Genomic DNA, 24,275 nt, shown 5'->3' with positions numbered 1-24,275 from the left:
TTCCAGCACGAATCAGGCGCCCAGCACGAGTCGGTAGTGATGAGGGTAACGGGTCGGTCCCTTTTGCGCACGCACCGGTCCCCCTCCGCTTCAGGCGTCGGCGGCGTTGCCGCCGGTGTCCCGCAGCCAGCGGTCCCAGCGCTCCCGCTCGCCGGGGTCTGCGGCCCCCGCCATCAGGGTCACCGCCTGGCTGGCCCGGCTCACCGCCACGTAGACCAGCCGCTGGCGCAGCGGCAGGTCCCGGGGCCAGAAGACGTCCTCGTCGATGAACACCTCGCCGAAGGTGCTGCCCTGGCTGCGATGGACGGTGAGCACGGCCGCCGGTCCGAGGGAGGCGAAGGCGTCGCGCACCAGGAAGAAGCGGCGCCAGAGGGCCTTGCCGTCCTTCTGGCCCGCCTCCCTGGCCTGCAGCCGCAGCCGCTCCAGCACCCCATCCAGGCAGGCCCGCGCCGCGCTGCCGATCGGCGGCAGCAGGCGCAGGTTGAGCTGGGCCTCCCCCGACTCCACGGTGGCGTTGAGGGTGTCGATCACCGCAGGGCCGTGGCAGGCATCCACCCCGAACTCGGCCAGATCGCAGCGGTCGGGCCGCACGTCCCGCACCACCAGCTCCCGGTTGCTGCCCAGCAGCAGGTCCGGCTCCTCGGCGGCGGCGTCCCCCTCCCGGCAGGCCGGCGCCATCACGGCCGTGCGGGTGATGAGCACCTCTCCGGGGAGCACCGGCAGCTGGTCGGCCATGGCGCCGTGCAGGGCGCGGCGGGCGATCGGCACCAGCCGCTCCAGGGAGCGGTTGGTGTAGCAGAGGATCCGGGCCAGGTCGGGATCATCGGCTTCGGCGCTGCGGCGCAGGCCTTCCTGGGCGGCCGCCAGCCAGTCGGTCCGCCCCAGCAGCGACACCCGGCCCTCGGTGGTGCGCACCGGATCCAGCAGCGGCGGCCGGCGGCAGGGCAGGGCCCCTTCCCGCAGGCCGCGGGCCAGGCGCAGCACCGGGCCCCCGTGGCGGACCACGTGGGTCAGGGCCACCCGCCGGGCCCGCCCGAGGGCGAACACCGGACTGCGCTCCTCCCCCACCGGCGGCAGCTGGGCCGGATCCCCCACGAACACCAGCCGGGTGCGGTAGGCCTGGGCGCAGCGCAGGGTGATCTCCAGCAGGCCGCCATCCACCATCGAGGCCTCATCGATCAGCACCAGCCCGAGGTTCTCCAGCGCCAGGGCGGTCTGGAGCGTCTCCTCGCAGCGCTCCCGGTCCCCCTGCCGCTTCAGCTTGAGCCGCAGCAGGCGGTGGATGGTGGAGGGGTACCAGGTGGGGTGCAGACCCGCCAGGGCGAGGTGGTGGCGCAGCACGCCCACCGCCTTGTGGGTGGGGGCGACCACGGTCCAGCAGAGACCGGCCCGCTCCGCCTGGGCCAGGAACCGCATCGACAGGAAGGTCTTGCCGGTGCCGGCGTAGCCCTCCAGCACGAAGGGCACCCCGTCGGCCGGGGCCCCGAGCCAGTCGGCGAAGGCGGCGGCCGCCTGCTGCTGGTCGTCGCTCAGGCCGTCGTGATCGCTCACCCCAGCGGCAGCCAGCCGGCGCCCTGGGCGATCTGCAGCGGCGAGCCGAGCAGGGCCAGGCCCGGCAGCGCCACCAGGGGCCCGATCAGGCTGCCCACCAGCACCTCCGCGCGGGTGTGGCCGAGGTTCTCCTTCAGGGGGCGCAGCACCGGAGCCCCCTCCGGCGGGCCGTCCTGGGGAAGGGTGTCCCAGAGACCGTCGGGGAGTCCGTTCACCCGCTGGGCCGTCAGTCCGGCGGCCCGCCGCACACCGCTGGCGTCGTAGAGCACGACGAAGCAGAGCACAGCCGCCAGGGCGAACAGGGGATCGGCGAATCCCAGCTCCCAGCCCAGGCCCGCGGCGGTGCCCGTCATCAGGGAGGAGTGGCTCGACGGCATGCCGCCCGTCTCGATCAGCACCGCCGGGCGCCAGCGGCGGTGCACCACCAGCTCAATCAGCAGCTTGGAGAGCTGGGCCACGCCGCAGGCGGCCAGGCCCCAGGCGAGCACGCCGTTGGCCAGCAGCTCGCCCAGGGCATTGAGTGCGCCGATGGCTTCGCTCATCGGTCGCGACTGGTGATGTAGTCGGCCAGGGCCAGCAGGGGGGCGGCCTTGGCGCTCCAGGGCTCCAGCACCGCCTTGGCTTCGCTCACCAGCGCATCGGCGCGCCGGCGGGACTCCTCCAGGCCCAGCAGTTTCGGGTAGGTGGTCTTGTCGGCGGCCAGGTCCTTGCCCGCCGTCTTGCCCAGCACGTCGCTGCTGGCGGTGACATCAAGGATGTCGTCGATGATCTGGAAGGCCAGGCCGATGCCGCGGGCGTAGGTGCGCAGGGCCGTCAGCAGCTCCTCGGAGGCCCCGGCGACCAGGGCGCCGGAGATCACGCAGGCCCGCAGCAGGGCGCCGGTCTTGTGGAGATGGATGTATTCGAGGGTGTCGAGATCCACCTGGCGGGCCTCGCACTCCAGGTCCACCACCTGGCCGCCCACCAGGCCGGGGGCGCCGGAGGCCAGGGACAGCTCGCCCACCACCTGGAGCAGCCGTTCGGGAGGCACCCCCGGGCTGCGCAGGGCCACCATCTCGAAGGCGCGAGTCAGCAGGGCATCGCCGGCCAGGATGGCCTTGGCCTCGCCGTACACCTTGTGGTTGGTGGGCCGGCCGCGGCGCAGGTCGTCGTTGTCCATGGCGGGCAGGTCGTCATGGATGAGCGACATGGTGTGGATCATCTCCATCGCCACCGCCGTGGGCATGGCCAGATCGGCATCGCCGCCCGCCAGCTCACAGGCCGCCAGGGTGAGGATCGGCCGCAGCCGCTTGCCGCCCGCCAGCAGGGAGTAGCGCATCGCCTCCCGCAGCGACTCCGGACGCTCGGGTCCCAGGGAGCTGTCCAGGGCGGCCTCCACGCGCCAGCGGGCCGCCTCCAGGTAGGCGGTGAAGTCGAAGGCCGTGCTCACCGCCGGGGTCATGGGGTCCTGAGGGTTGGCGCGGATTCTCTCAGGCCACGGGCCGGGCGCCGCCACCTTGATGTTTCGACACGATACGAACCCTTCGGTGAAGGCCGGTGAAGGCGTGCGGTCCGGGAACCCCAGCGCCGCCATGCTGGATGCAGTCACGTCTCAGCGCGCGATGCAGGCCCCCCTGAACAGCGAGCCGGACCTGGTGCCAGTGATCTGCGGCAGCCTCGCCGCCGTCCTGCTGGCCGGTCTGCTGCTGGCGTCGGGTCTGGTCCGCATCGGCGTGGCCGTACCCCTGCTGATCGGCTCCGGCGAACCCCACGACGCCACCCGCACCACGGCGCCCCGGCCCTGAGCGGCGCTGCCGTCCGGGGGGCGTCCCAGGCGGGCCTCAGGGGCGCAGATCCGCCAGGTCCGTTGTGTCGATCCCGTGGCGCTCGCACCAGGCCAGCACGGTGTTGACCAGCAGCATCGCCACCGTCATCGGCCCCACCCCACCGGGCACCGGCGTGATCGCCGCCACCAGCGGTTCGACCGCCTCGTAGTCCACATCGCCGCAGAGCCTGCCCTCCAGCCGGTGGATGCCCACATCCACCACCACCGCCCCAGGCCGGATGTGCCGGGCGCCGATCAGCCGCGGGCGACCGGCCGCCACCACCAGGATCTCGGCCTCCCGGGTCACCTCGTCGAGGTGATGGGTGCGCGAATGGGCCATGGTGACGGTGGCATCGGCGGCCTGGAGCATCAGGGCCATCGGCTTGCCCACCAGGATGCTGCGGCCGACCACCACGGCCTGGGCGCCGGCGATCGGCACGTCGGCGCTGCGCAGCAGGGCCATCACCCCGGCCGGCGTGCAGCTGCGCGGACCCCGCTCCCCCTTGAGCAGGCGACCCAGGTTGAGGGTGTGCAGACCATCGGCGTCCTTGTCCGGGTCGATCGCCGCCAGCAGCGGCCCCTCGTCCAGGCCCTGCGGCAGGGGCAGCTGCAGCAGGATGCCGTCGACCGTCGGGTCGGCGTTGAGGCGCGCGATCAGGGCCAGCACCTCCTCCGCCGGGGTGTCCGCCGCCAGATGGCCGCCATGGCTGCTGATGCCGACGCGGCGGCAGGCCTTCTCCTTGTTGGCTACGTAGACGCCGCTGGCGGGGTCATCCCCCACCCGCAGCACCGCCAGGCCGGGGGGCCGTCCCGCCACCGCCAGCCCATCGGCGACCACGGCGTGCAGCCGCCCTTCGATCACCGCCGCCAGTCGCCTGCCATCAAGAAGGGTGGCCATCGGGGGGGTGCGTTGCCGAACCCCAGCATGCACCGAAGCCACCCGGAGGGGGACCCTCAACCGTTGGCTAGCCTGGACCGATGAGATTCGGGCTGCGGCGGATCAGGGGACTGTGGCGCCACTTGCTGCGGCTCGAGCGTCCCCGCCAGGCCCTGGTGGCCTGGCGCCCCGGGGGCGGTCTGCTCGTGCTTCTGCTCTGTCTGCTGGTGGCGCTTCTCTCCAGCTGGCCCTGGCTGGTGGAGCCGAACCTGCGTCCCGGCATGCCGGCCCCGTTCACGGCCCGGGCCCCGAGCGATGCCACGGTGATCGACAGCACCGACCTGGAGCAGCGCCGCAGCCAGATGCTGCCCCGCAGCCAGATCCAGGTGGTCGACCCCCAGGCCAGTGAGGCCCTGGTGCAGCAGCTGGAGCTGCGGCTGCAGCGGGTGCGCCAGACGGTGGCCGACGACCAGCCCCGGCCCGATTCCCTCAATCTCACCGAAGAGGAGCGCCGCTGGCTGACGGGGCTGACGCCCCCCGACCTGATGCGCTGGAAGGTCTCCCTGCGACGGGCCCAGCAGCGCATGCTCAGCCAGGGTGTCGTGGCCAGCCTCTCCGAGGGCCAGCTGCTCACGGCCGCGGAGCTGCAGCTGCAGGACCTTTCCCCCCCCGCCCGCAGCCTGGGCAGCCGCCTGCTGGCCGCCAGCCTCCAGGGCCGCACCAACCTCCGCGGCGACAGCTTCCTCAGCCAGCGCCGCATCGAGGACCTGCTCACCCGCCAGGGGCTGCCCACGATCCGGGTGCGTAAGAACGACCTGATCACCCGGCAGGGGGAACCGATCAGCCCCCAGGCCTTCGACGTGCTGGAGCATTTCGATCTGGTCAACCATCGCCCCCGCCCCCTGGCCTGGCTGGGACGCTTCAGTGAGGCCCTGGCCGCCTGCGGGGTGCTGCTGCTGGTGATGCGCCGCTGGCGCGCCAGCCTCGAACCCCGCCAGGCCCTGCTGGCCCTGGCGATGCTGGTGCTGGTGCAGGGGTGCAAGCTCTGGCTCGGCAGCCAGGTCAGCCCCCTGGCCCTGCTGGTTCCCCCCACCCTGCTGCTCTCCCAGGGGCTGGGTACGGCCGCCGGCCTGGCCTGGCTGGCTGTGGCCGCCATGCTCTGGCCGGTGCCTGTCGAGGGCCTGCTGGTTCCCCAGCTGGGGGTGGCGGCCCTGGTGGCCGCGATCGCGGCGGTGCTGGCGGGACGGCAGCGCAACCGGGCCCAGCTGCTGCAGCTGGCCCTGTTGCTGCCCATCGGGGCCGTGCTGCTGCAGTGGCTGCTGATCCAGCTCTTCCACCTGGGCAGCCTCGAGGCCTCCCAGGGGTTGTTCAGCAGCACCGATCTGCTGCAGGAGGCCCTGCTGGTGGCGGGCCTGCTGATGGGAGGCCTGCTGCTGGCGCCGCTGGTGGAAAGCTTCTTCGGCCTGCTCACCCGGGCCCGGCTGATGGAGCTGGCCGATCTGGAGCGGCCCCTGCTGCGCCGGTTGTCGATGGAGGCGCCGGGCACCTTCGAGCACACCCTGATGATCTGCGGCCTGGCCGAGGAGGGCGCCCGCGCCATCCAGGGTGATGTGGACCTGATCCGCACCGGTGCCCTCTACCACGATGTCGGCAAGCTGCACGGGCCCCAGTGGTTCATCGAGAACCAGGAGCACGGCGCCAACCCCCACGACGAACTCGACGATCCCTTCGCCAGTGCCGCCATCCTCCAGGCCCACGTCGACGAGGGGCTGAAGCTGGCCCGTCGCTACCGGCTTCCCCGCCCCCTGGCGGATTTCATCCCCGAGCACCAGGGCCGGCTGAAGATGGGCTACTTCCTCCACCAGGCCAAGGAACGGGACCCTTCGGTGCGGGAGGAGCAGTTCCGCTACCGCGGTCCGGCGCCCCGCAGCCGGGAGACGGCGATTCTGATGCTGGCCGACGGCTGTGAGGCCGCCCTGCGCTCCCTGCCGCCGGGCACCACCGAAGCCGAGGCCCGGGCGATGGTCCGGCGGCTGGTGGAGGCCCGCCAGAACGACGGCCAGCTCGACGGCAGCGGCATCTCGCGGGCGGAGCTGGAGCTGGTGATCCGCGCCTTCGTGCGGGTCTGGAAGCGCATGCGCCACCGCCGTATTCCCTACCCCATCCCCCCCCGCAAGGCCTTCAGCGCCTGAGCCGCGACCGCCCCAGCCAGCGGCCCACCCCGAGCCCCAGCGTCACCACCACCAGGCCCCCCAGCAGGCTGACCAGCACCACGGCGAGCGCCTCATCGGGGCGTCCGCGCCGCAGCGCCAGGCTGATCTCCAGCATCCAGCTGCTGAAGGTGGTGAGCGAGCCGCAGAAGCCGATGCCGCCCAGCAGCAGCAGCCGGGGCCGGGGGGGGTGCAGGCCGGCGATCACACCGATCAGGAAGGTGCCGAGCAGATTGGCCACCAGGTCGGCTTCGATCAGCCCGGTGGGCACCCCCTCCAGGCCCTTGCCGACGTCCTCCAGGCGCCAGCGCAGCAGGGCGCCGGGCACCGCCCCCGCAGCCACCAGCAGCAGGTCCCGCGCCTCGCGGCGCAGGCTGGGGGGGCTTTCGCTCGGGAATGGCGCCATCGTTCTCCCCTAGCTGCCGCCGATGGCCAGGCCGGCGCTGACGGCCAGCAGGCCCCCCAGCACCGAACCGCCGCAGAGCAGGACGGCCTCGCGGCGCTGGCGTTGGTGCAGGGTCGCGTGCAGCTCGGCGATCCAGGTGGAGAAGGTGCTGAAGCTGCCCAGGAAGCCCGTGCCCAGCAGCAGCAGGGCACGACCGGCGGCTAGCCCGCAGCTGGCCTCCAGGCTCACCAGCAGGCCGATGGCGAAGCAGGCGATCAGATTCACCCCGAACGTTCCCCAGTGCTTGCGGGGCAGCATCGGTTCGAAGTGGTTGACCACCCGGAAGCGCAGCCAGGCCCCCGGCACCGCCCCGATCGCGACGAACAGGGCGCCGTTGTCCATGGGTGCCGCCACCTCAGCGCCTCCCCCCGGGGCCCCGACGGTCCCGGCCCTCCAACAGAGACCGCAGCTTGCGTTCCAGCACCACCGAGGCCGGGATCAGCGTGATCAGGTTGGCGGCGATCACCGGACCGTCGGCCCGCAGCAGGCCGTAGACGGCCCAGGCCAGCACCCCGAGGGTGAACAGGCCGTACATCCGCAGCGAGATGGCGCTGGTGTCGCCGCTGCGCACGGTCTTCAGCGCCTGGGGGAACAGGCTCAGGGTGGTGAGTGAGGCGGCGCCATAGCCGAGGGCACTCACCGTGAACGACTCCATTGGCGCTGGTCGCTGTGGTGGTCAGCATGACGACATTCCGCCCATCCGGCCATGGTCCTGAGCTTCCGCGAACTGCAGCAGGGGCTGCAGGCCCCGTGGGGCCGGGAGCACGGCGACGCCGGGGGCGGGGCGGGTGCGGATTTCGACCTGCTGATGGTGCCTTCGCTCACCATGGACCCCTCCCAGCTGGCCCTGGTCACGGGCGCCCACCACTACGAGGAACGCCAGCTGTTCTCCCTGATGCGGCTGCGCAACCCAGGCGTGCAGGTGGTCTATGTCACCAGCAAGCTGCTGCCCGAACTGGTGGTGGATGCGGTGCTCGAGCTGATGCCGGGGGTGCCCACCTCCCATGCCCGCCGCCGGCTGCACCTGTTCGACACCGACGACGGCTCCGCCCGGCCCCTGACGCAGAAGCTGCTGGAGCGGCCGGCCCTGCTCGGACGGATCCGGGAGCGGCTGCGGCCGGGCCGGAGTTTCATCATCTGCTACGTGGTGACCGAGCTGGAGAAGACCCTCTCCGAGCGCCTGCAGGTGCCCCTGCTGGGCACCGATCCGGCCCTGGGCTACTGGGGCACCAAGGCCGGCAGCCGGGAGCTGTTCGCCCGCTGCGGCGTTCCCCACCCCCCCGGCACCGGGCTGGCCCACGGCCTCGATGAGCTGGCGGAGGCGGTGACCGACCTTTGGGAGGGCGACCCCGGGCTGGGCGGCTGTGTCGTCAAGCTGAACGAGGGCTTCAGCGGCGAGGGCAATGCCCGCCTCGACTTCACGCCCCTGGCGCTGGCCGGACTGGCCCGACGCGAGCGGCTCGGGCGGATCCGGCGGGCCCTCGAGGCCCTGCCGATGCCGGCGGCCGGCTGGACGGAGCTGCTGGCCGGCCAGGGGGCCCTGGCCGAGGCCTGGCTGGAGGGCGGCGAGGCGCTGCGCTCCCCGAGCGTGCAGGGCACGATCCACCCGGGCGGGATGGTGGAGGTGCTTTCCACCCACGAGCAGATCCTCGGCGGCGCCGGCGGCCAGACCTACCTGGGCTGCTGCTTCCCGGCCGCCGAGCCCTACCGGGTGGCGCTGATGGAGCACGGCCTGGCCGTCGGCCGGGCCCTCGCCGCCGAAGGGGCCCTCGAGCGTTTCGGGGTCGACTTCATCGCCCGCCGCTTCGGCGAGCGCTGGGACCTGCAGGCCATCGAGGTCAACCTGCGCCAGGGGGGCACCACCCATCCCTTCATGGCCCTGCGGGCGATCACCGCCGGCAGCCTCGACCCCGCCACCGGCTGCTTCCTCTCCCCCACCGGCCAGCCGCTGCACTACCGCGCCACCGACAACCTCAGCGACCCCCGCCTGCGGGGCCTGATGCCCCTCGACCTGATCGACATCGTGGCCGAGGCCGGCCTCCACTACGATCCGGCCCGCCTGCAGGGCAGCGTGTTTCACCTGCTGGGCTGCCTCTCGGAGTTCGGCAAGCTGGGCATGACCTGCATCGGCCGCGATCCGGAGCAGGCGAGCGCCGTCTACCGCTCCACCGTGGCCGAGCTGCTGGCCGGTGCCGCCGCCCGCAGCGGCGCCGGCCTGCCCGCGGCCGGCGGCTGACGCCCCGGGCCGCTCAGGGCAGGATGGGTCAGCACAGGGGGCGCATGGTCTCGATCACCGACCGCGAAGACGACGGCTCCCGGCGTTCCCCCCCGCCCCCGGCCTCCGGCCCGCCGGCCTGGACCAGCTGGCTGCAGATCGGCCTGAGCTCCATGCTCGCTGTCCTGTTCCTGGTGATCCTGGGCAAGACGCGGGAACAGAGCCAGCTGCTGATGAAGCTGGAGCAGCGGCTGCAGGGGCTGGAGAACAGCCGCGCCCTCGATCGCACCTCCGTGCTGGAGGAGCAGCAGCGGGCGATGGTGGGGCGCATCCAGACCCTGGAAGCCGGGGCCCAGCGGCTGGAGGCTCTTGAGCAGCAGCAGGACGAGTGGCGTTCCGCCCTGGCCGACCTGCAGGGCCGGGCGGTGCGGCGCCCCCAGCGGGATCCGGACCCCTTCCCCGCCGCACCGATGCCCTCCCCGGGACCCGGCGGCCGCCCCGGCCAGGCCCCGGCCGACCGCGGCGAGGGCGGCGGCGTGCTTCGCCCCCCGCCGGTGAGCACCCCCTGAGCTCCCTGGGGGGCCTCAGCCCTTGACGGCGTCGCCGCTGGCGCTGGGCAGGATGTAGCGCTGCAGCAGCACGAACAGCAGCAGCACCGGCAGGATCGAGACCACCGAGCCGGCCGCCACCAGGCGCCAGTCGAGGGAGAAGCTGCTGGCCAGCTGCTGCAGGCCCAGGGGCAGGGTGTAGAGGGTGGGGTCGTCGAGAATGATCAGCGGCCAGAGGAAGTCACTCCAGGTGCCGATGAACACGAACATCGCCAGGGTGATCAGGTCGGCCCGGGCCGCCGGCAGCATCACGTTCCACCATTCGCCGATAGGCGTGCAGCCATCGATCCGGGCCGCCTCCTCCAGCTCCACCGGCACCGCCAGGAAGCTCTGGCGCAGCAGGAAGATGCCGAAGGCCGTGGCCGCCTGGGGCACGATCAGGGCCCAGAGGGTGTTGCGCAGCCCGATCTGCACCATCAGCAGATAGAGGGGGATCATCACCACCTGGAAGGGGATCAGGATCGTGGCCACCACCAGGGCGAGCACCAGTCCGCGGCCCTTGAAACGCATCCGCGCCAGGGGGTAGGCCGCCAGGGAGCAGAACAGCAGGTTGGCCAGCACCGCCAGGGCGCTGACGATCGTGCTGTTGAGCAGGTAGGTGCCCATCGGGTTGGCGGCGAACAGGCGCCCGTAGGCCTCCAGGCTCGGCTGGCTGGGCAGCAGGGCCGGAGGGCTGGTGAAGATGTCCTCCGCCGGCCCCTTGAGGGAGGTGCTGACCAGCCACAGCAGGGGCAGCAGCAGCAGCACGGCCACCAGCAGCAGCAGGGCCAGCTGCAGCCCGGTGGCCAGCGGGGAGCGGTTGGGGGCGTTCACAGACGCGGCAGTTCCGCCACCGGAAGGGCCGTCTTCTGGGGATGGAGCGGAGCGCGCTGGCTGCCGGAGACCAGCCGGTTGAGGGCGTTCACGAAGGCCTGGGCCGCCGCCACGACGATGTCGGTGTCGGCCGCATGGCCCGAATAGAGCACCCCCTGATGGCGCAGGCGGATGGTCACCTCACCCATGGCGTCGATGCCTTCGGTGACGGACTTGATGCTGAACTCCACCAGCTCGTTCGGCACCTGGGCCAGGTGGTTGAGGGCCTGGCAGACCGCATCCACCGGCCCGGTGCCGATCGCCGCCTCGGTCAGGTCGATGCCATCGCCATCCCTAAGGGTGACGGTGGCGGTGGGCTGCAGGTTGGTGCCGCAGCTCACCTGCACCGACTGCAGGGCATAGCGGGGCTGGTCCTGCTGCTGCACCTGCTCGCTGACGATCGCCTCCAGATCCCGGTCGGTGATCTCCCGCTTGCGGTCGGCCAGCTCCTTGAAGCGGGCGAAGGCGTCGTCGAGGTCGGTGCGCTCCAGGGTGTAGCCGAGCTCCTCCAGCCGGGCCCGGAAGGCACTGCGGCCCGAGAGCTTGCCGAGGGAGAGGCGGTTGTCGGCCAGGCCGACGGTGCGGGCGTCGATGATCTCGTAGGTGAGCCGGTTCTTGAGCACCCCGTCCTGGTGGATGCCGGACTCATGGGCGAAGGCGTTGGCGCCCACGATCGCCTTGTTGGGCTGCACCGCCATGCCGGTGAGGTTGGAGACCAGCCGGGAGGTCTTGGTGATCTCCTCGGTGCGCACGTTGGTGAGGGGGTCGCGCTGGTCGGCCGGCCGGCCCAGAAAGGGGTTGAAGTAGCTGCGGCGCACGTGCAGCGCCATCACCAGCTCCTCGAGGGAGGCGTTGCCGGCCCGTTCACCGATGCCGTTGATCGTGCACTCCAGCTGGCGGGCGCCGTTCTTGACGGCTTCGAGGAAGTTGGCGACGGCCAGGCCGAGGTCGTTGTGCCCATGGACCGAGATCACGGCCTGGTCGATGTTGGGCACGGAGCGGTTGATGCCGGCGATGATGGCGCCGAATTCGGCCGGGGTGGTGTAGCCCACCGTGTCGGGAATGTTGATGGTGGTGGCGCCGGCGTTGATCGCCGCCTCGATCACCTGGTGCATGAACTCGGGGTCGCTGCGGCCGGCGTCCTCGCAGGAGAACTCCACGTCGTCGACCAGGGAGCGGGCGTAGGCCACCATCTCCGCGGTGATGGCGAGCACCTCGGCGCGGGTCTTGCGGAGCTTGTGCTCCAGATGGATGTCGCTGGTGGCGATGAAGGTGTGGATGCGCCTGTGGGCCGCCGGGGCCACGGCTTCGGCGCAGGCCTTGATGTCGCCGCTGGCGGCCCGGGCCAGGCCGCAGATCACGGGCCCGTCCGGGGTGCCCACGGTGGCGGCGATCTTTTGAACGGCGTGAAAATCGCCGCTGCTGGCGAAGGGGAAGCCGGCCTCGATGATGTCCACCCCCAGGCGGGCCAGCTGCTGGGCGATCGCGAGCTTCTCCTCCAGGTTGAGGCTGGCGCCGGGGGACTGCTCCCCGTCGCGGAGGGTGGTATCGAAGATCAATACCCGGCCGGGATCGCGGGCCATGGGGTTAGGCGGAACAGCTATGAGTTAGACCCACTCTACGGGCCGGAAGACCCGGCTCCAGGAGGGGAACGTCAGGGAGCGGAACGTAGAGTGGCCGCACAGAGGGTTTCCCCATGGCCGCAGGCGATCTGGCCCTGGTGTTGCATGCCCACCTTCCCTATGTGCGCTCCGGAGAACCCGGTTCGCTCGAGGAGGACTGGTACTTCCAGGCTCTCCAGGAATGCTATCTGCCGCTGCTGGAGGTGTTGGAGCAGGCGGCCGCCGATCCCCAGCAACGGCCCAGGCTCACCCTCGGCCTCTCCCCCACCCTGCTGTCGCTGCTGAGCGACCGGGCCCTCAACGGTCGCTTCCCGGCCTGGCTGGCCCTGCGCCGCACCCTGCTCGACGGGGCCGATCCCGACCTGGAGGTTCCGGCCCGGGAGCTGAAGGGCACCCTCTCGGCCATCGAGGCCCAGTGGCGGGAGATGGGGGGGGATCTCCTGCCCCGCTTCCGGCGGCTGCAGGAGCAGGGGGTCCTGGATCTGATCACCTGTGGGGCCACCCACGGTTATCTGCCCCTGCTGCGGGATTCACCGGAGGCGGTGCGGGCCCAGCTGCTCACCGCCGTGCGGGAGCACCAGCGTCTGCTCGGCCAGCGGCCCCTGGGCATCTGGCTGCCGGAGTGCGCCTACTACGAGGACCTCGACCGGCTCCTGGCCGAATGCGGCCTGCGCTATTCCCTGCTCGACGGCCACGGCCTGCTCCATGGCCTGCCCCGTCCCCGCTACGGCGTCTATGCGCCGATCTGCTCCCCGGCGGGGGTGGCCTTCTTCGCCCGTGACAGCGAATCCACCCTGCCGGTGTGGAGTGCCAGCCAGGGCTACCCGGGCGATGGGGCCTACCGGGAGTTCCACCGCGACCTGGGCTGGGACCTGCCCGAAGCGGACCTGGAGGCCCAGGGCATCCACGACCGCCGCCCCCTCGGGCTCAAGCTGCACCGGGTCACCGCCCAGGGCTGCCCCCTGGACGCCAAGGCGCCCTATGACCCGGAACGGGCGGGCGAGCGGCTGAAGGAGCACGCCGAGGCCTTCCTGCGGGGCCGCGCCGCCCAGATGGGGCAGCTGGCGGCCACGATCGAGCCACCGCCGCTGCTGGTGGCCCCCTTCGATGCGGAGCTGTTCGGCCATTGGTGGTTCGAGGGGCCCCGGTTTCTGGCCGAGCTGTTCCGCCAGGGGCCGGCCCTGGACGTGCGCTTCACCCACCTGCGGGACGTGCTCAGCCAGAACCGGGCCCTGCAGGTCTGCCGGCCGGCCCCCTCCAGCTGGGGCCAGGGGGGCTACCACGATTACTGGCTCAACGACACCAACGCCTGGGTGGTGGCCGAGTGGCAGCGCGCCTCCCGGGCCATGGTGCAGCGGGTGAACCGGGGCGTGGGCAGCACCGCCCAGCGCGCCCTGCTCACCCAGGCGGGGCGCGAACTGCTGCTGGCCCAGAGCTCCGACTGGAGCTTCATCCTGCGGGCCGGCACCACCACCGGCCTGGCGCGGGAGCGGATCCGGCGTCACCTCGATCGCTTCTGGCGGCTGATCGATGCCCTCGAGCACGGCACCGACCTGCCGCGGGAGTGGCTGGTGGGGGTGGAGCGGGAGGACGGGCTGTTCCCGCAGCTCAACGCCGCCGACTGGGCGACCAGGGGCTAGCGGCCTCACCCAGTCCCGGTCAGAGAATCTGATCCAGGAAGCGGCGGGTGCGCTCGTGGCTGGGGTTGGTGAAGAACACCTCCGGTTCGGCCTCCTCCACCACCTCGCCGTCGGCCATCAGCACCACCCGGTGGGCCACGTGGCGGGCGAACTTCACCTCGTGGGTCACCACCACCATGGTGATGTCGTCGGCGGCGAGATCCTGCATCACCTCCAGCACCTCCCGCACCATCTCCGGGTCGAGGGCGCTGGTGGGCTCATCGAACAGGAGGATGCGCGGTTCCATGCACAGGGCTCGGGCGATCGCCACCCGCTGCTGCTGACCCCCCGAGAGCTGGCCGGGATACTTGCCGGCCTGTTCGGCGATGCCCACGCGCTCCAGCAGAGCCCGGGCCTGCTTCTCCACCTCCGCCTTCGGGCGCTTGCGCACCAGCACCGGCGCCAGGGTCAGGTTGTCGAGCACCGAGAGGTGCGGGAACAGGTTGAACTGCTGGAACACCATGCCCACCTCCCGGCGGATGGCATCGATGTTGCGCAGGTCGTTTGAGAGGACGATGCCGTCGACGGTGATGCTGCCCTTCTGAAAGTCCTCCAGGGCATTGAAGGTGCGGATGAAGGTGCTTTTGCCCGATCCCGAGGGGCCCATGATCACCACCACCTCGCCCCGCCGCACGGTCAGGCTGGCGCCGCGCAACGCCTGGAATCCGTTGGGGTACCACTTCTCGACGGCCCGCGCCTCGATCATCAGTTCGCTGCTGGGTTGGCTCATGGGGCGGGACGTGGGATCGGAGCTGGGGAGGAGGGAAAGGGGAACGCGGCTCAGGTGGCGGAGGGCACGGCGTGGGGATCAAGCCGGCGCTCCAGGGCCCGGCTGCTCAGTCCGAGGGCGGCACAGCAGCCCCAGAACAGCACCGCCAGGGTGAGATACACCTCACCGTTGCGGCCCAGGAAAGCCGGATTGGCCATCACGGTGCGGGCCGTGCCGAGCAGTTCCAGCAATCCGATCAGCGACAGCAGGGTGGTGTCCTGCAGGAGCGAGATGAACTGGCCCACCATGGCCGGCAGAGCCACCCGCAGGGCCTGGGGGAGCACCACGTGCTGCAGGGCTTTCGGGTAGGAGAGGCCGAGGGAGCGGGCGGCCTCCAGCTGGCCCCGGGGCACGGCCGCCAGGCCGGAGCGCACCGCCTCCGCCAGGTAGGCGGCGGCGAAGAAGGTGAGCACCCAGGCCGCCCGCCAGACCCGCTCGGGTGCCAGGCCGCCGGGCAGCAGGAATCCGAGGATGTTCTGGCCGAGGAACAGCAGGGTGATCAGCGGCGCGCCGCGGATGAACTCGATGTAGAGCACCGAGCCCCAGCGCAGCAGGGGCAGCTCGCTGCGGCGTCCCAGGGCGAGCAGCACCCCGATCGGAAAACACAGCAGGATCGCGAAGCTGGAGGCCAGCAGGGTGAGCAGCAGGCCGCCCCATTCCGAAGGGGAAACGGTGACCAGGCCCAGGCCGCCGCTGATCAGCACCATGCCCACCAGGTAGAGCAGGGGCCACACCAGGGCGGCCAGCCGCCGGCCGGTGGACGAAAGGTTCGCCCCGAAACGGCCGGCCAGCCAGCGGCAGAGAGCCAGTAGCAGCAGGAGCCCCCACCAGCGGGTCTGGATGGCGAGCGTGAGTCCGAGGGCCGAGGGCAGGGCCAGGGCGATCAGGGCGAGCAGCACCAGGGCCAGCCGGTCGTTGCGTGGCCACAGCACCCCGGTGCGGTCGGGGCGGGGGTGGGCGCGCAGCAGCCCCCAGGTGGCGCCGCTGGCCGCCACCAGCAAGGCGGTGAGCAGCCAGAGGCGCCACTGCTGCTCGATCGGGTAGCGGCCCACGGCGAACAGGGTGCTGTTGACCTTCACCACGGCCCACTGGGCCTGGGTGAGGGCCCAGCGCAGGAACCCGAAGGCCCCAAGGCTGAGCAGCATGATCAGGGCGACGCTGAGCGCCCCATCGGCGGGGGTGGCGAACAGTTCGGCGCGCAGCCGTCTCAGGAGGGCGTTCATCTCAGCGCTCCCGGATCTGGACCAGGTGGTTGAGACCGTTCATCAGGGCCGAGATCAGCAGGTCGAGGGTGAGGTAGGCGGCCAGCAGCACCAGGATCACCTCCACCGCCCGGCCGGTCTGGTTGAGGGTGGTTTCGGCCACGGAATAGAGGTCGGTGTAGCCCACGGCCACGGCCAGGGAGGAGTTCTTGGCCAGGGAGATGTACTGGGTGTTGAGCCCCGGCACGATCACCCGCAGGGACTGGGGCAGGACGATGCGGCGCAGGGTGGCGAACCAGCTCAGCCCCAGGGAGGAGGCCGCCTCCCACTGTCCCTTCGGCACGGCCGCGATGCCGCCCCGCACCACCTCGGCGATGAAGGCGCCCGAGTACACGATCAGGCCGGTGAGCAGGGCGCCGAACTCGACGCTCAGGCGCAGCGGCGCCTGCCAGACCTCGTTGACGAGGCTGGGCCCCATCCAGCGCAGCCCCTCACCGAACCCGGCGATGTAGAGCCCCGATTTGGCCAGCACCACCCCGGGCAGCTGGATCGCCGCCAGGCCGTTCGGCAGGGTGAGGAACACCACGAAATACCAGAACACCAGCTGCAGCAGCAGGGGGATGTTGCGCACCACCTCCACGTAGACCCGCGCCAGCCGCCGCAGCAGGCCGTTGTGGCTGAAGGAGGCCATCCCCACCAGGGTGCCCAGCAGGGTGGCCCCCACCAGGCCCACCAGCACCGCCCGGATCGTGTTCACCAGACCGGCGGCCAGGGCGCGCCAGTAGGGCAGCTGGGCATTGAACGGAATCACCGATTCCGAGATGTCGAAGCCGGCGGGCTGCTGCAGCCAGCGCCAGCTCAGCAGCAGGCCGGCGGCGGTGAGGTTGCGGATCAGATTGCCCAGCAGGAAGGCGATCAGCAGCAGCACCAGCAGTCCCACCACCGCCTGCACCACCCAGGGCACGATGCGGCGGTCGCGCCACCAGGGCGGCGAAGGCGGAGTGGCTGGACGAGGGGCCGGGTCGGCGGGGGGCACCGGCGCCATCAACGGAAGGGCGGCGAGTAGATCAGGCCGCCGTCCTTCCACTGGCGGTTGAGGCCGCGGTCGAGCTTGAGGGCGGAGGCGGGCCCCACGTTGCGATCGAAGATCTCGCCGTAGTTGCCGACGGCCTTCACCGCCTTGACCACGAAGTCGGGCGGCAGGCCGAGCTGCTTGCCGAAGTCACCCTCCACCCCCAGGAAGCGTCGCAGGTCGGCCTGGTTGGTGTTGGCCTTGGCTTCGGCCAGCTTGGCGTCCACGTTCGCCTGGGTGATGCCGCTCTCCTCGGCCTGCATCAGGCCGTAGACGATCCAGCGCACCGCATCTGCCCAGGCCGGATCACCGTTGGTGGTGGCGGGGGTGAGGGGCTCCTTGCTCATCACCACCGGCAGCAGGGTGTGGTCGTCCGGTTTTGGGAAGCTGGTGCGCTTGCCCGCCAGCTGGGAGCGGTCGCTGGTGACGGCCACGCAGCGGTCGCCGAGGTAGGCGGCGAAGGTCTGGTCGCTGGTCTGGAACTTCAGCGGCGTGTAGGGGATGTTCTGCTCCCGCATGCGGTCGGCCAGGTTGAGTTCGGTGGTGGTGCCGCTCTCGACGCAGATCGGCTTGCCGGCCAGGCCCTTGAGGTCCTTGATGCCGCTGGCCACGGGCACCAGCACCCCCTGGCCGTCATAGAAGGTGGTGGGGGCGAAGCTGAGGCCGTTGCCGCCGGCCGCATCGCGGCTCAGGGTCATGGTGGTGTTGCGCGAGAGCAGGTCCACCTCGCCGCTGGCCAGGGCCGCGAAGCGCTCGCTGGAGTTCAGGTCCCGGTATTCCACCTTCTCGGGATCCCCCAGCACCGCGGCGGCCACCGCCTTGCAGACGTCCACATCCAGGCCCAGGTACTTGCCGTCGGGGCCCACGAAGCTGAAGCCGGGCAGCTTGCCTTCCACGCCGCAGATCAGCTTGCCCCGCCCCGTGATCGTGGAGAGCTTCTGGCTCTGCACCCCGCCACCATCGCCGGCGCAACCGGCGAGCAGGCCGGCGGCACAGAGGGAAACCACCAGGGAGCGGGTCCGGGTCCGGAACATGCCTGCGACGTAAAGGTGGCCGCATTGTTGCAGGTGCGCGCCGGTGCAGGTAGGCCCTGAGGAACCTCCTCAGCGGAAGGGGGGCGCGATGTGCAGACCGCCGTCGTTCCAGAGCCGGTTGAGGCCCCGCTCCAGGCCCAGGGGGGTGGCGCTGCCCAGGTGCCGCTCGAACAGCTCGCCGTAGTTGCCCACCGCCTTCACCACCCGCACCGTGAAGTCGGCGGGCAGGCCCAGCTGGCGGCCGAAATCCCCCTCCACCCCCAGGAAGCGGCGCGCTTCGGCCTGGCTGGGGTCCCGCCGGGCCGCGGCGAGGCGGGCCTCGACGTTGGCCTTGGTGAGGCCGCTCTCCTCCGCCTGGACCAGGGTGTGGGTGACCCAGCGCACCGCATCGGCCCAGGCCGGATCGGCCTGGATCGTCACCTTGGCGCTGGGCTCCTTGCTGAGCAGTTCCGGGAGCAGCACGTGGGCCGCCGGCTGCTTGAAGCCGCTGCGCTTGGCCGCCAGCAGGGAGCTGTCGCTGGTGATGGCGGCGCAGCGACCCTGCTCGTAGGCCGGGTAGGCCTGCTCGCCCGACTGGAAGCGCAGCGGCTGATAGGCGACCCCCAGTTCCCGCATGCGATCGGCCAGGTTCAGCTCGGTGTTGGTGCCGCTCTCGACGCAGATCGGCTTGCCCGCCAGCTCCTGCAGGCTGCGGACACCGCTGGCCGCGGGCACCATCACCCCCTGGCCGTCATAGAAGAAGACAGGCCCGAAACTGAGGGCGTTGCCGCCGGGGGCGTCGCGGCTGAGGGTGTGGGTGGAGCTGATCGAGAGCAGGTCCACCTCGCCGCTGCCGAGGGCCACGAAGCGCTCCCCCGCCGTCACCGGCCGGAATTCCACCTTGCTGGGGTCGCCGAGCACGGCGGCGGCCACGGCCCGGCAGAAATCGGCGTCGATGCCCACGAAGGCCCCGCCCGGGCCCACCGTGCTGAAGCCGGGCACCGCCCCATCCACGGCGCAGACCAGCCGTCCCCGCTCGCGGATCTTGGCCATGGTGGGGCTGCCGGGGGCGTCGTTGCCGGCGGCGCAGCCCATCAGGGCACCCACCACCGCCAGCGCCAGCAGGCCCCCTTTGGTCATCCCGGCAGGATCACCCGGTCGATCACGTGCACGATCCCGTTGTCGCAGACGATGTCGGCGGACACGACGGTGGCGTTCTTGACCTCGAAGGGGTCCGCCCGGCGGATCGCCACCGGAGCCCCCTCCAGGCTCTCCCATTCCGGCTGCTCAATCAGTTGCTCCCGCCGGTAGGCGCCGGAGAGCACATGGAATTTGAGGATCCGGGCCAGCTGGGGGACGTTGTCCACCAGGGTCTGGACGGTGCCTGGGGGGAGGGCGGCGAAGGCGTCGTCGACGGGGGCGAAGACGGTGAAGGGGCCGGGGCTCTCCAGGGCGCCGGTGAGTCCGGCCACCTCGACGGCGGTCAGCAGGGTGCCGAAGCAGCCGGCACCCTTGGCGGTTTCGATGATGTTGGCCATGGGGGTCTCCTAGCGGTAGTCCGGGGTCTGGATCTGGGGCAGGCGTGCCTCAGGGCGCAGGAAGCGGTCCATCTGGGCCTCGAAGAAGCGCCGGTTGGCCATCAGGTGTTCCGGATCGGTGTCATCCAGCGGATAGAGCAGGGCGCAGCGCAGGGCCTGGATCACCGCGGAGGTGACGTTGTACATGGAGCGCTGGAAGGTGATGCCCAGCTGGATGAGCTTGTCCTCATCGCCACGCTTGTGCTGCTTGTAGAGCTCCTCCAGATAGGGCGGCAGGAAATGCAGCATGTCCTGCATCAGCAGGGTGGGAGGGATGCCGGCCGATCCCACGGGGAACACGTCGGCATAGAGGATGCCGTAGTGGAAATCGGCCTGATCGGCAGGAACCTGATAGGCCTGGGCGTTGTAGCTCTTGGTGCCGCGAAATGGCGCCGTGCGATAGAAGACCGCCTCCACGTAGGGGAGGGCCGCTTCATAGAGCCAGGTGAAGCCTTCGCCCTTGGGGATGATCTCGAAACACTCGCCCTTGATGTAGACGTGGTGATAGATGGGCCGGCCCGCCACCGCGAAGATGCCGTTGACCAGGAAGTTCATGGCGTCGGGAACACCCTTGAAACCGCCCTCGTCGTAGATGTCGCTCATCTCGAAGAACACCGGCGCCATCACCTCCCAGAACAGGCCAAGGTTGGCGTAGTAGCTCATCTTCTTCACCTGCTCCATGAACATCTCAGGGAACAGGCGATAGAGGCCGAGCATCAGCGGGTTGCCGCGGAAGTAGGCCTTGATGGCGCGATCGGCGTTGGCCCGGTAGGCGTCACTGGCGAGATAGTCGTAGAAGCGGCCGCCCATGCCCTGATGCCAGAGCATGGCTTCCATGCACGCCTCGGCGAACTCCATGTTGATCCGGTCGTGCCAGAGGTGATGGAGCAGCTTCGACATCTTGCCGGTTTCGCCCTTCTCCATGAACTCCAGAAGTTCAGGATGGGCCTTTTCACCACCACGCCAGATCCGCAGCTTCGACTGCTCACCGGCGTAGGAGTTGGGCAGATCCAGGTACTCCTGGGAGGGGAAGTACTTGAAGGCCGGCAGGGGATCGAGAAACACCTGCTCGGCGATGTAGAGCAGGTCGCGCCAATAGAAGTCCATCGGCACGGCATAGGCCTTGTAGATGCCGATGATCTGCATCAGGTTCTCCGGCGTGTCCGGCAGCATCGAGCCGCCGGCCTCCAGCCGGTGGATCACATCGGCATAGCGATGGGTGGAGGGCGGGATCAGGGGAGCGGTGACGGGCTCGGGGGTCGTGGCGGTGGGGGGCGTCATGACGTGCGCAGCTCCGAGGCGGAAGGGAGGGTGACGGCGACCAGGGGGGAGGTGGCGGCGGCGAGGGTGAGGGGCTGGGCGGCATCCCGGCTGAGGAACGGCTGGGTGCGCAGGGCCAGGCCAGTGGATACGGTCTCACTCCAGCCCGTGAGGGCCGTCGGCCAGAGGCCCGCCGCGATCACCAGAACGGTGAGGGCCATGGCCGGCGCCCGCTCGCTCCAGCAGGTGGAGCTCCAGTCGGCGCGCTCGTTGTCGAGGCGGCCGAAGCCCACCCTGTTGAACAGGCGGATGGCGTAGACGGCGGTGAAGCCCGAGGCGATCAGGCTGACCAGGGTGGCGCGGGGGAAGGTGGTCCAGCTGCCCTCGAACACCAGCAGCTCGGCAGGGAAGCCCGCCAGGCCGGGGATGCCGGCGGCCGCCATCATGGCCAGCAGCAGCATGCCCATGGTGAACGGCAGTCCCCGCAGGGGGTTCATCAGGCCGGAGAGCTCGGGGATGGCGGTGGTGCCGGTCTTGCGCTCGATCAGCCCCACGCAGGCGAACAGCAGGGCCACGATCATGCCGTGGGCGAGCATCTGGGCCACCGCTCCCTGCAGGCTGAGGGGGGTGGCCGCCGAGAGCCCAAGCACCAGCAGGCCCATGTGGCCGAGGGAGCTGAAGGCCATCAGGCGGCGGATGTCGCTCTGGGCGATGGCGTTGAGCGCCCCGTACACCGCGCTGATGGCACCGGCGGCAGCGATCCAGGGCGACCAGGCGGCCCAGATGTCCGGAAGGAAGCCCACGCCGAAGCGCAGCAGACCATAAGCGCCCAGCTTGGAGACGGAGCCCGCCAGCAGCATCACCACAGGCGTGGGGGCCTGGCCGTAGGTGAAGGGCTGCCAGCCGTGCAGGGGAAAGACGGGAAGCTTCAGCCCGAAGGAGAGCAGCAGCAGGGCCAGGATCCAGCGTTGGGCCGTGGGGGAGAACTGGGCCTGGCGAAGATCCTCGAAAGCGAAGAGCGGACCGGCGGGATTGAACCAGGCGAAGGCCAGTACGGCCGCCAGCAGGGCCAGGCCGGAGACGGCGCTGTAGAGCAGGAAACGCACGGCGGCACCGGCCCGTTTCTCGCCCCCCCAGACCGCCACCAGCAGGGTGATCGGGATCAGCACCAGCTCGAAGGCCAGGAGGAACAGCAGGGCGTTGCGGGCCAGCAGACCCGTGACGACACCCAGGTTGGTGGCCAGCATCAGGGAGAAGAACAGCCGCGGCCGGGACTGGTCAGCCGCTGCCGAGAGGATCGAAAGAGAGGTGATCAGCGCGGTGAGCAGCACCAGCGGCAGCGACAGGCCATCCAGACCGAGATCGAGCCGGAGCCCGAGTTTCGGCAGCCAGGACAGCTGCAGGTCGGCGGGGGGGTGCTGCCAACAGAGCAGGCCCACCAGGAGCTGAAGGGCGCCGAACAGGGCCGCGATGCCGCGGACCCGAACGGAAGGAACGGTTGCCGGCAGCAGGGGCAGCAGCAGGGTGCCGGCCAGGGGTGCGGCCAGGAGAAGCAGGAGCGAGGACGATCCCATCAGCGGAACGGGCGAACGAGTTCGGACGGAACGGAAGGGGCGGAGGCCAGCAGCCAGGCGGCCATCAGCAGCACCCCGAGAAGGAGGGTGAGGGCATAGGCCTGGGTGCGGCCGGAGGTGGTGAAGCTGAGCCGGCGTGCACCCTCGAGGGCGGCACTGCCGGAGGCACCACTGAAGCCCTCGAACAGCCGGTCATCCGACCAGGCGCTGATCCGGGCCAGGGCCACCACCAGCCACACCACGGTGCGGTGGTAGAAGCGCTCGGTCTGCATGTCGTGGGCCAGCCAGTCCTGCAGGCCGCCGAGGGCCGCGGGCAGATGGGCCAGGGGGTGGGGCCGCAGGTAGAACACCGCCGAGAGGCCGCCGCCCAAGAGGGTGGAGATCAGCAGGGGCACCGCCAGCGGACCCCAGCCCGGAAGGGGGGACAGGGCGAAGACGCCGTTGATCACCATCAGCTGCGGCAGGTGCAGCACCAGACCCATGAGCACGAAGGTGGGCAGGGCCATCAGCCACAGCACCTCCGGGGAGCGGGTGGTGAATACCGACGGACGCCCGCCCCAGATCAGACCGAACACCCGGATCAGGCCGGCGCTGATCAGGGCATTGGTGAGCAGCACCAGGGAACCGAGCAGCACCGGATGGGAGCTCTCGGCCGTGAGCTCCATGAGCTCGCGCAGGGCGGCGAAGCCACCGAACGGCGGCAAGGCCATCAGGCCGGCGGCGCCGGTGAGGAAGGCCAGGCCCATCAGCGGACGCTTGCTCCACAGGCCCCCGAGCTGGGTGAGGTCCTGGGTGACGTTGGTGATCACGATGGCGCCGATCACCATCAACATCAGCGCCATCGGCAGGGGATACACCAGCATCAGGTGATCGGCCACGCTGATACCGCCCAGACCCACCGCCACGAACAGCAGGCCGAGCCAGCTGCTCACCAGGAAGGAGAGGGCGCGCTTCACATCGATCTGGGCGAGGGCGATCAGGGAGGCCACCAGCGCAGTGGTTCCTCCCACGATCACGAGCACGGTCTGAACCAGGGGACTCAGTTCGATCAGGGGCTCGAGCCGCAGCAGCACCCAGGCGCCGCCCACCACCACCACGGAGTTACGGAGCACGGTGGAGGGCAAGGGGCTCTCCATGGCCTCATCGAGCCACAGGTGCAGGGGGATCTGGGCGCATTTGCCCATCGGTCCGGCGATCAGGGCCAGCAGGATCAACGGCAGAACCTGGGGAAGGGGGTTGCCGTTGTTGATCTGATCGGCGGCCCAGGCCTGCAGCCCGTGGAAGTTCCATGTGCCGGTGATCGGCAGCAGGGCGATCAGGCCCGCCAGCAGGATCAGGTCGCCGATCCGCTTGGTGAGGAACGCATCGCGGGCGCCCTTGACCACCAGGGGCTGGTTGTACCAGGTGCCCACGATCAGATAGGTACCCAGGGTGAGCAGCTCGAGGATCACATAGCTGAAGAACAGCGAGTCCGTGAGCACCAAGGCGCAAAGACCGGCCTCGAAGAAGCTCAGGGACCCGAAGAAGCGGGGCCAGCCCCAGTCCATCTCCAGATAGCCGATGGCGTAGATCTGCACCAGCACATGCAGGCCGGTGATCACCGTCATCGCGATCAGGGCCGGCTCGGTGATCAGGCCGTCGAAGCCCACCTTGAGCCCGGCGGTCTCCAGCCAGGTCCAGCCGAAGGCGAGGGGCTTGTAGAGAGCGGCCGCACCGGCGCCGGAATTGGAATGCAGCGCCATCAGGGCGGCGGAGCTGTGGACGAAGGCCACGCTCACCAGTGTGAGGTTGAGATAGCCGCAGGGGCGTGGGCCCGTGCGGGAGATCAGCCCCGGAGACCAAAGCAGCGACAGCAGGGACGCCACCAGGGGGTAGAGGGGGACCAGCCAGGCCGTCTGGGCGAAGAACAGGGTCATGGCGGGAGAACGGTCGGGACCGGAGATGG

Annotated in this window: 23 protein-coding genes; 5 read left to right on the top strand and 18 right to left on the bottom strand. The window is 70.7% G+C overall.

Features of this window, described 5'->3' with window-relative positions; translation table 11 throughout:
- Nucleotides 1-90 precede the first annotated feature (90 nt).
- Genes CJZ86_RS11430 through crtE form a run of 3 tightly spaced genes read right to left on the bottom strand, consistent with a single transcriptional unit; the run spans nucleotide 91 to nucleotide 2,992 of the window.
- The gene (locus CJZ86_RS11430; RefSeq protein WP_094586066.1) at nucleotides 91-1,551 is read right to left on the bottom strand and encodes an AAA family ATPase; all 1,461 of its coding nucleotides are present in this window, start codon (nucleotides 1,549-1,551) and stop codon (nucleotides 91-93) included.
- Nucleotides 1,548-2,093, bottom strand: coding sequence for a divergent PAP2 family protein (locus CJZ86_RS11425; RefSeq protein ID WP_094586065.1), 546 nt, complete (start codon nucleotides 2,091-2,093; stop codon nucleotides 1,548-1,550). Before CJZ86_RS11425 ends, CJZ86_RS11430 begins: the two co-directional genes overlap by 4 nt.
- Nucleotides 2,090-2,992, bottom strand: coding sequence for a geranylgeranyl diphosphate synthase CrtE (crtE, locus tag CJZ86_RS11420; RefSeq protein ID WP_190609248.1), 903 nt, complete (start codon nucleotides 2,990-2,992; stop codon nucleotides 2,090-2,092). The genes CJZ86_RS11425 and crtE overlap by 4 nt, the downstream gene beginning before the upstream one ends.
- A 160-nt stretch (nucleotides 2,993-3,152) precedes the next feature.
- Here crtE and CJZ86_RS11415 point away from each other — a divergent pair, with 160 nt between their 5' ends.
- Complete coding sequence (locus CJZ86_RS11415; protein ID WP_094586064.1) at nucleotides 3,153-3,335, top strand: hypothetical protein; 183 nt, start codon at nucleotides 3,153-3,155, stop codon at nucleotides 3,333-3,335.
- Nucleotides 3,336-3,371: 36 nt separating this feature from the next.
- Here CJZ86_RS11415 and folD read toward each other — a convergent pair whose 3' ends face one another.
- Nucleotides 3,372-4,253, bottom strand: a complete 882-nt coding sequence (gene folD, locus CJZ86_RS11410) for a bifunctional methylenetetrahydrofolate dehydrogenase/methenyltetrahydrofolate cyclohydrolase FolD (RefSeq protein WP_094586063.1) — start codon at nucleotides 4,251-4,253, stop codon at nucleotides 3,372-3,374.
- 80 nt (nucleotides 4,254-4,333) lie between these two features.
- Here folD and CJZ86_RS11405 point away from each other — a divergent pair, with 80 nt between their 5' ends.
- Entirely contained in the window at nucleotides 4,334-6,424 is a 2,091-nt protein-coding gene (locus tag CJZ86_RS11405; protein WP_094586062.1) for an HDIG domain-containing metalloprotein, read from the top strand.
- Here the strand turns inward: CJZ86_RS11405 and CJZ86_RS11400 are convergent.
- The 3 genes from CJZ86_RS11400 to CJZ86_RS11390 are packed head-to-tail and all read right to left on the bottom strand — an operon-like array spanning nucleotide 6,414 to nucleotide 7,542.
- Nucleotides 6,414-6,848 carry a fluoride efflux transporter FluC gene (locus CJZ86_RS11400; RefSeq protein ID WP_094586061.1) on the bottom strand — a complete coding sequence of 145 codons (435 nt, stop codon included), beginning with the start codon at nucleotides 6,846-6,848 and terminating at the stop codon, nucleotides 6,414-6,416. The two genes, CJZ86_RS11405 and CJZ86_RS11400, sit on opposite strands and share 11 nt — an antisense overlap.
- Nucleotides 6,849-6,857: 9 nt before the next feature.
- On the bottom strand, nucleotides 6,858-7,229 hold the full coding sequence (locus CJZ86_RS11395; protein WP_190609249.1) for a fluoride efflux transporter FluC: 372 nt from the start codon (nucleotides 7,227-7,229) through the stop codon (nucleotides 6,858-6,860).
- Nucleotides 7,230-7,242: 13 nt separating this feature from the next.
- A complete protein-coding gene (locus CJZ86_RS11390; protein ID WP_094586059.1) occupies nucleotides 7,243-7,542 on the bottom strand; it encodes a SemiSWEET family sugar transporter in 300 nt (99 codons plus the stop codon).
- A gap of 51 nt (nucleotides 7,543-7,593) precedes the next feature.
- On the opposite strand from CJZ86_RS11390, the gene CJZ86_RS11385 reads away from it, so the two are divergent.
- Nucleotides 7,594-9,123 (top strand): peptide ligase PGM1-related protein, encoded by a 1,530-nt coding sequence (locus tag CJZ86_RS11385; protein WP_094586058.1) that lies wholly within the window; start codon nucleotides 7,594-7,596, stop codon nucleotides 9,121-9,123.
- 23 nt (nucleotides 9,124-9,146) lie between these two features.
- Nucleotides 9,147-9,671, top strand: a complete 525-nt coding sequence (locus tag CJZ86_RS11380; RefSeq protein WP_233133984.1) for a hypothetical protein — start codon at nucleotides 9,147-9,149, stop codon at nucleotides 9,669-9,671.
- Nucleotides 9,672-9,686: 15 nt separating this feature from the next.
- Here the strand turns inward: CJZ86_RS11380 and CJZ86_RS11375 are convergent, their stop codons facing one another.
- Together CJZ86_RS11375 and CJZ86_RS11370 are read right to left on the bottom strand one after the other, a co-directional pair.
- Nucleotides 9,687-10,523: a carbohydrate ABC transporter permease gene (locus CJZ86_RS11375; protein WP_094586056.1), complete on the bottom strand. Its 837-nt coding sequence runs from the start codon at nucleotides 10,521-10,523 to the stop codon at nucleotides 9,687-9,689.
- Nucleotides 10,520-12,145: a 2-isopropylmalate synthase gene (locus tag CJZ86_RS11370; RefSeq protein ID WP_094586055.1), complete on the bottom strand. Its 1,626-nt coding sequence runs from the start codon at nucleotides 12,143-12,145 to the stop codon at nucleotides 10,520-10,522. The genes CJZ86_RS11375 and CJZ86_RS11370 overlap by 4 nt, the downstream gene beginning before the upstream one ends.
- 113 nt (nucleotides 12,146-12,258) lie before the next feature.
- On the opposite strand from CJZ86_RS11370, the gene CJZ86_RS11365 reads away from it, so the two are divergent.
- Nucleotides 12,259-13,824, top strand: coding sequence for a glycoside hydrolase family 57 protein (locus CJZ86_RS11365; RefSeq protein WP_094586054.1), 1,566 nt, complete (start codon nucleotides 12,259-12,261; stop codon nucleotides 13,822-13,824).
- 19 nt (nucleotides 13,825-13,843) lie between these two features.
- Here CJZ86_RS11365 and CJZ86_RS11360 read toward each other — a convergent pair whose 3' ends face one another.
- The 9 genes from CJZ86_RS11360 to CJZ86_RS11320 all read right to left on the bottom strand — a co-directional run bounded on the left by CJZ86_RS11360 (nucleotide 13,844) and on the right by CJZ86_RS11320 (nucleotide 24,246).
- Complete coding sequence (locus CJZ86_RS11360) at nucleotides 13,844-14,593, bottom strand: amino acid ABC transporter ATP-binding protein (protein WP_094586053.1); 750 nt, start codon at nucleotides 14,591-14,593, stop codon at nucleotides 13,844-13,846.
- 50 nt (nucleotides 14,594-14,643) lie between these two features.
- Nucleotides 14,644-15,855 (bottom strand): amino acid ABC transporter permease, encoded by a 1,212-nt coding sequence (locus CJZ86_RS11355; protein WP_094586052.1) that lies wholly within the window; start codon nucleotides 15,853-15,855, stop codon nucleotides 14,644-14,646.
- A 1-nt stretch (nucleotide 15,856) separates the two neighbouring features.
- Nucleotides 15,857-16,879, bottom strand: coding sequence for an ABC transporter permease subunit (locus CJZ86_RS11350; protein WP_094586051.1), 1,023 nt, complete (start codon nucleotides 16,877-16,879; stop codon nucleotides 15,857-15,859).
- Entirely contained in the window at nucleotides 16,879-17,940 is a 1,062-nt protein-coding gene (locus CJZ86_RS11345) for an amino acid ABC transporter substrate-binding protein (RefSeq protein ID WP_094586050.1), read from the bottom strand. Before CJZ86_RS11345 ends, CJZ86_RS11350 begins: the two co-directional genes overlap by 1 nt.
- 69 nt (nucleotides 17,941-18,009) lie before the next feature.
- Nucleotides 18,010-19,059 carry an amino acid ABC transporter substrate-binding protein gene (locus CJZ86_RS11340; protein ID WP_094586049.1) on the bottom strand — a complete coding sequence of 350 codons (1,050 nt, stop codon included), beginning with the start codon at nucleotides 19,057-19,059 and terminating at the stop codon, nucleotides 18,010-18,012.
- Nucleotides 19,056-19,457, bottom strand: coding sequence for a fasciclin domain-containing protein (locus tag CJZ86_RS11335; protein WP_094586048.1), 402 nt, complete (start codon nucleotides 19,455-19,457; stop codon nucleotides 19,056-19,058). Before CJZ86_RS11335 ends, CJZ86_RS11340 begins: the two co-directional genes overlap by 4 nt.
- A 9-nt stretch (nucleotides 19,458-19,466) precedes the next feature.
- Nucleotides 19,467-20,777 carry a CO2 hydration protein gene (locus CJZ86_RS11330; RefSeq protein WP_094586047.1) on the bottom strand — a complete coding sequence of 437 codons (1,311 nt, stop codon included), beginning with the start codon at nucleotides 20,775-20,777 and terminating at the stop codon, nucleotides 19,467-19,469.
- Nucleotides 20,774-22,330, bottom strand: a complete 1,557-nt coding sequence (locus CJZ86_RS11325; protein ID WP_094586046.1) for an NADH-quinone oxidoreductase subunit M — start codon at nucleotides 22,328-22,330, stop codon at nucleotides 20,774-20,776. The genes CJZ86_RS11330 and CJZ86_RS11325 overlap by 4 nt, the downstream gene beginning before the upstream one ends.
- The gene (locus CJZ86_RS11320) at nucleotides 22,330-24,246 is read right to left on the bottom strand and encodes an NAD(P)H-quinone oxidoreductase subunit F (protein ID WP_094586045.1); all 1,917 of its coding nucleotides are present in this window, start codon (nucleotides 24,244-24,246) and stop codon (nucleotides 22,330-22,332) included. The genes CJZ86_RS11325 and CJZ86_RS11320 overlap by 1 nt, the downstream gene beginning before the upstream one ends.
- Nucleotides 24,247-24,275: the final 29 nt, after the last annotated feature.

The sequence above is a fragment of the Synechococcus sp. BO 8801 genome, from assembly GCF_002252675.1.
Classification (GTDB): domain Bacteria; phylum Cyanobacteriota; class Cyanobacteriia; order PCC-6307; family Cyanobiaceae; genus Cyanobium.
Note: the sequence above shows the minus strand (reverse complement) of the source record. Positions and strands in the feature narration are given on the sequence as shown.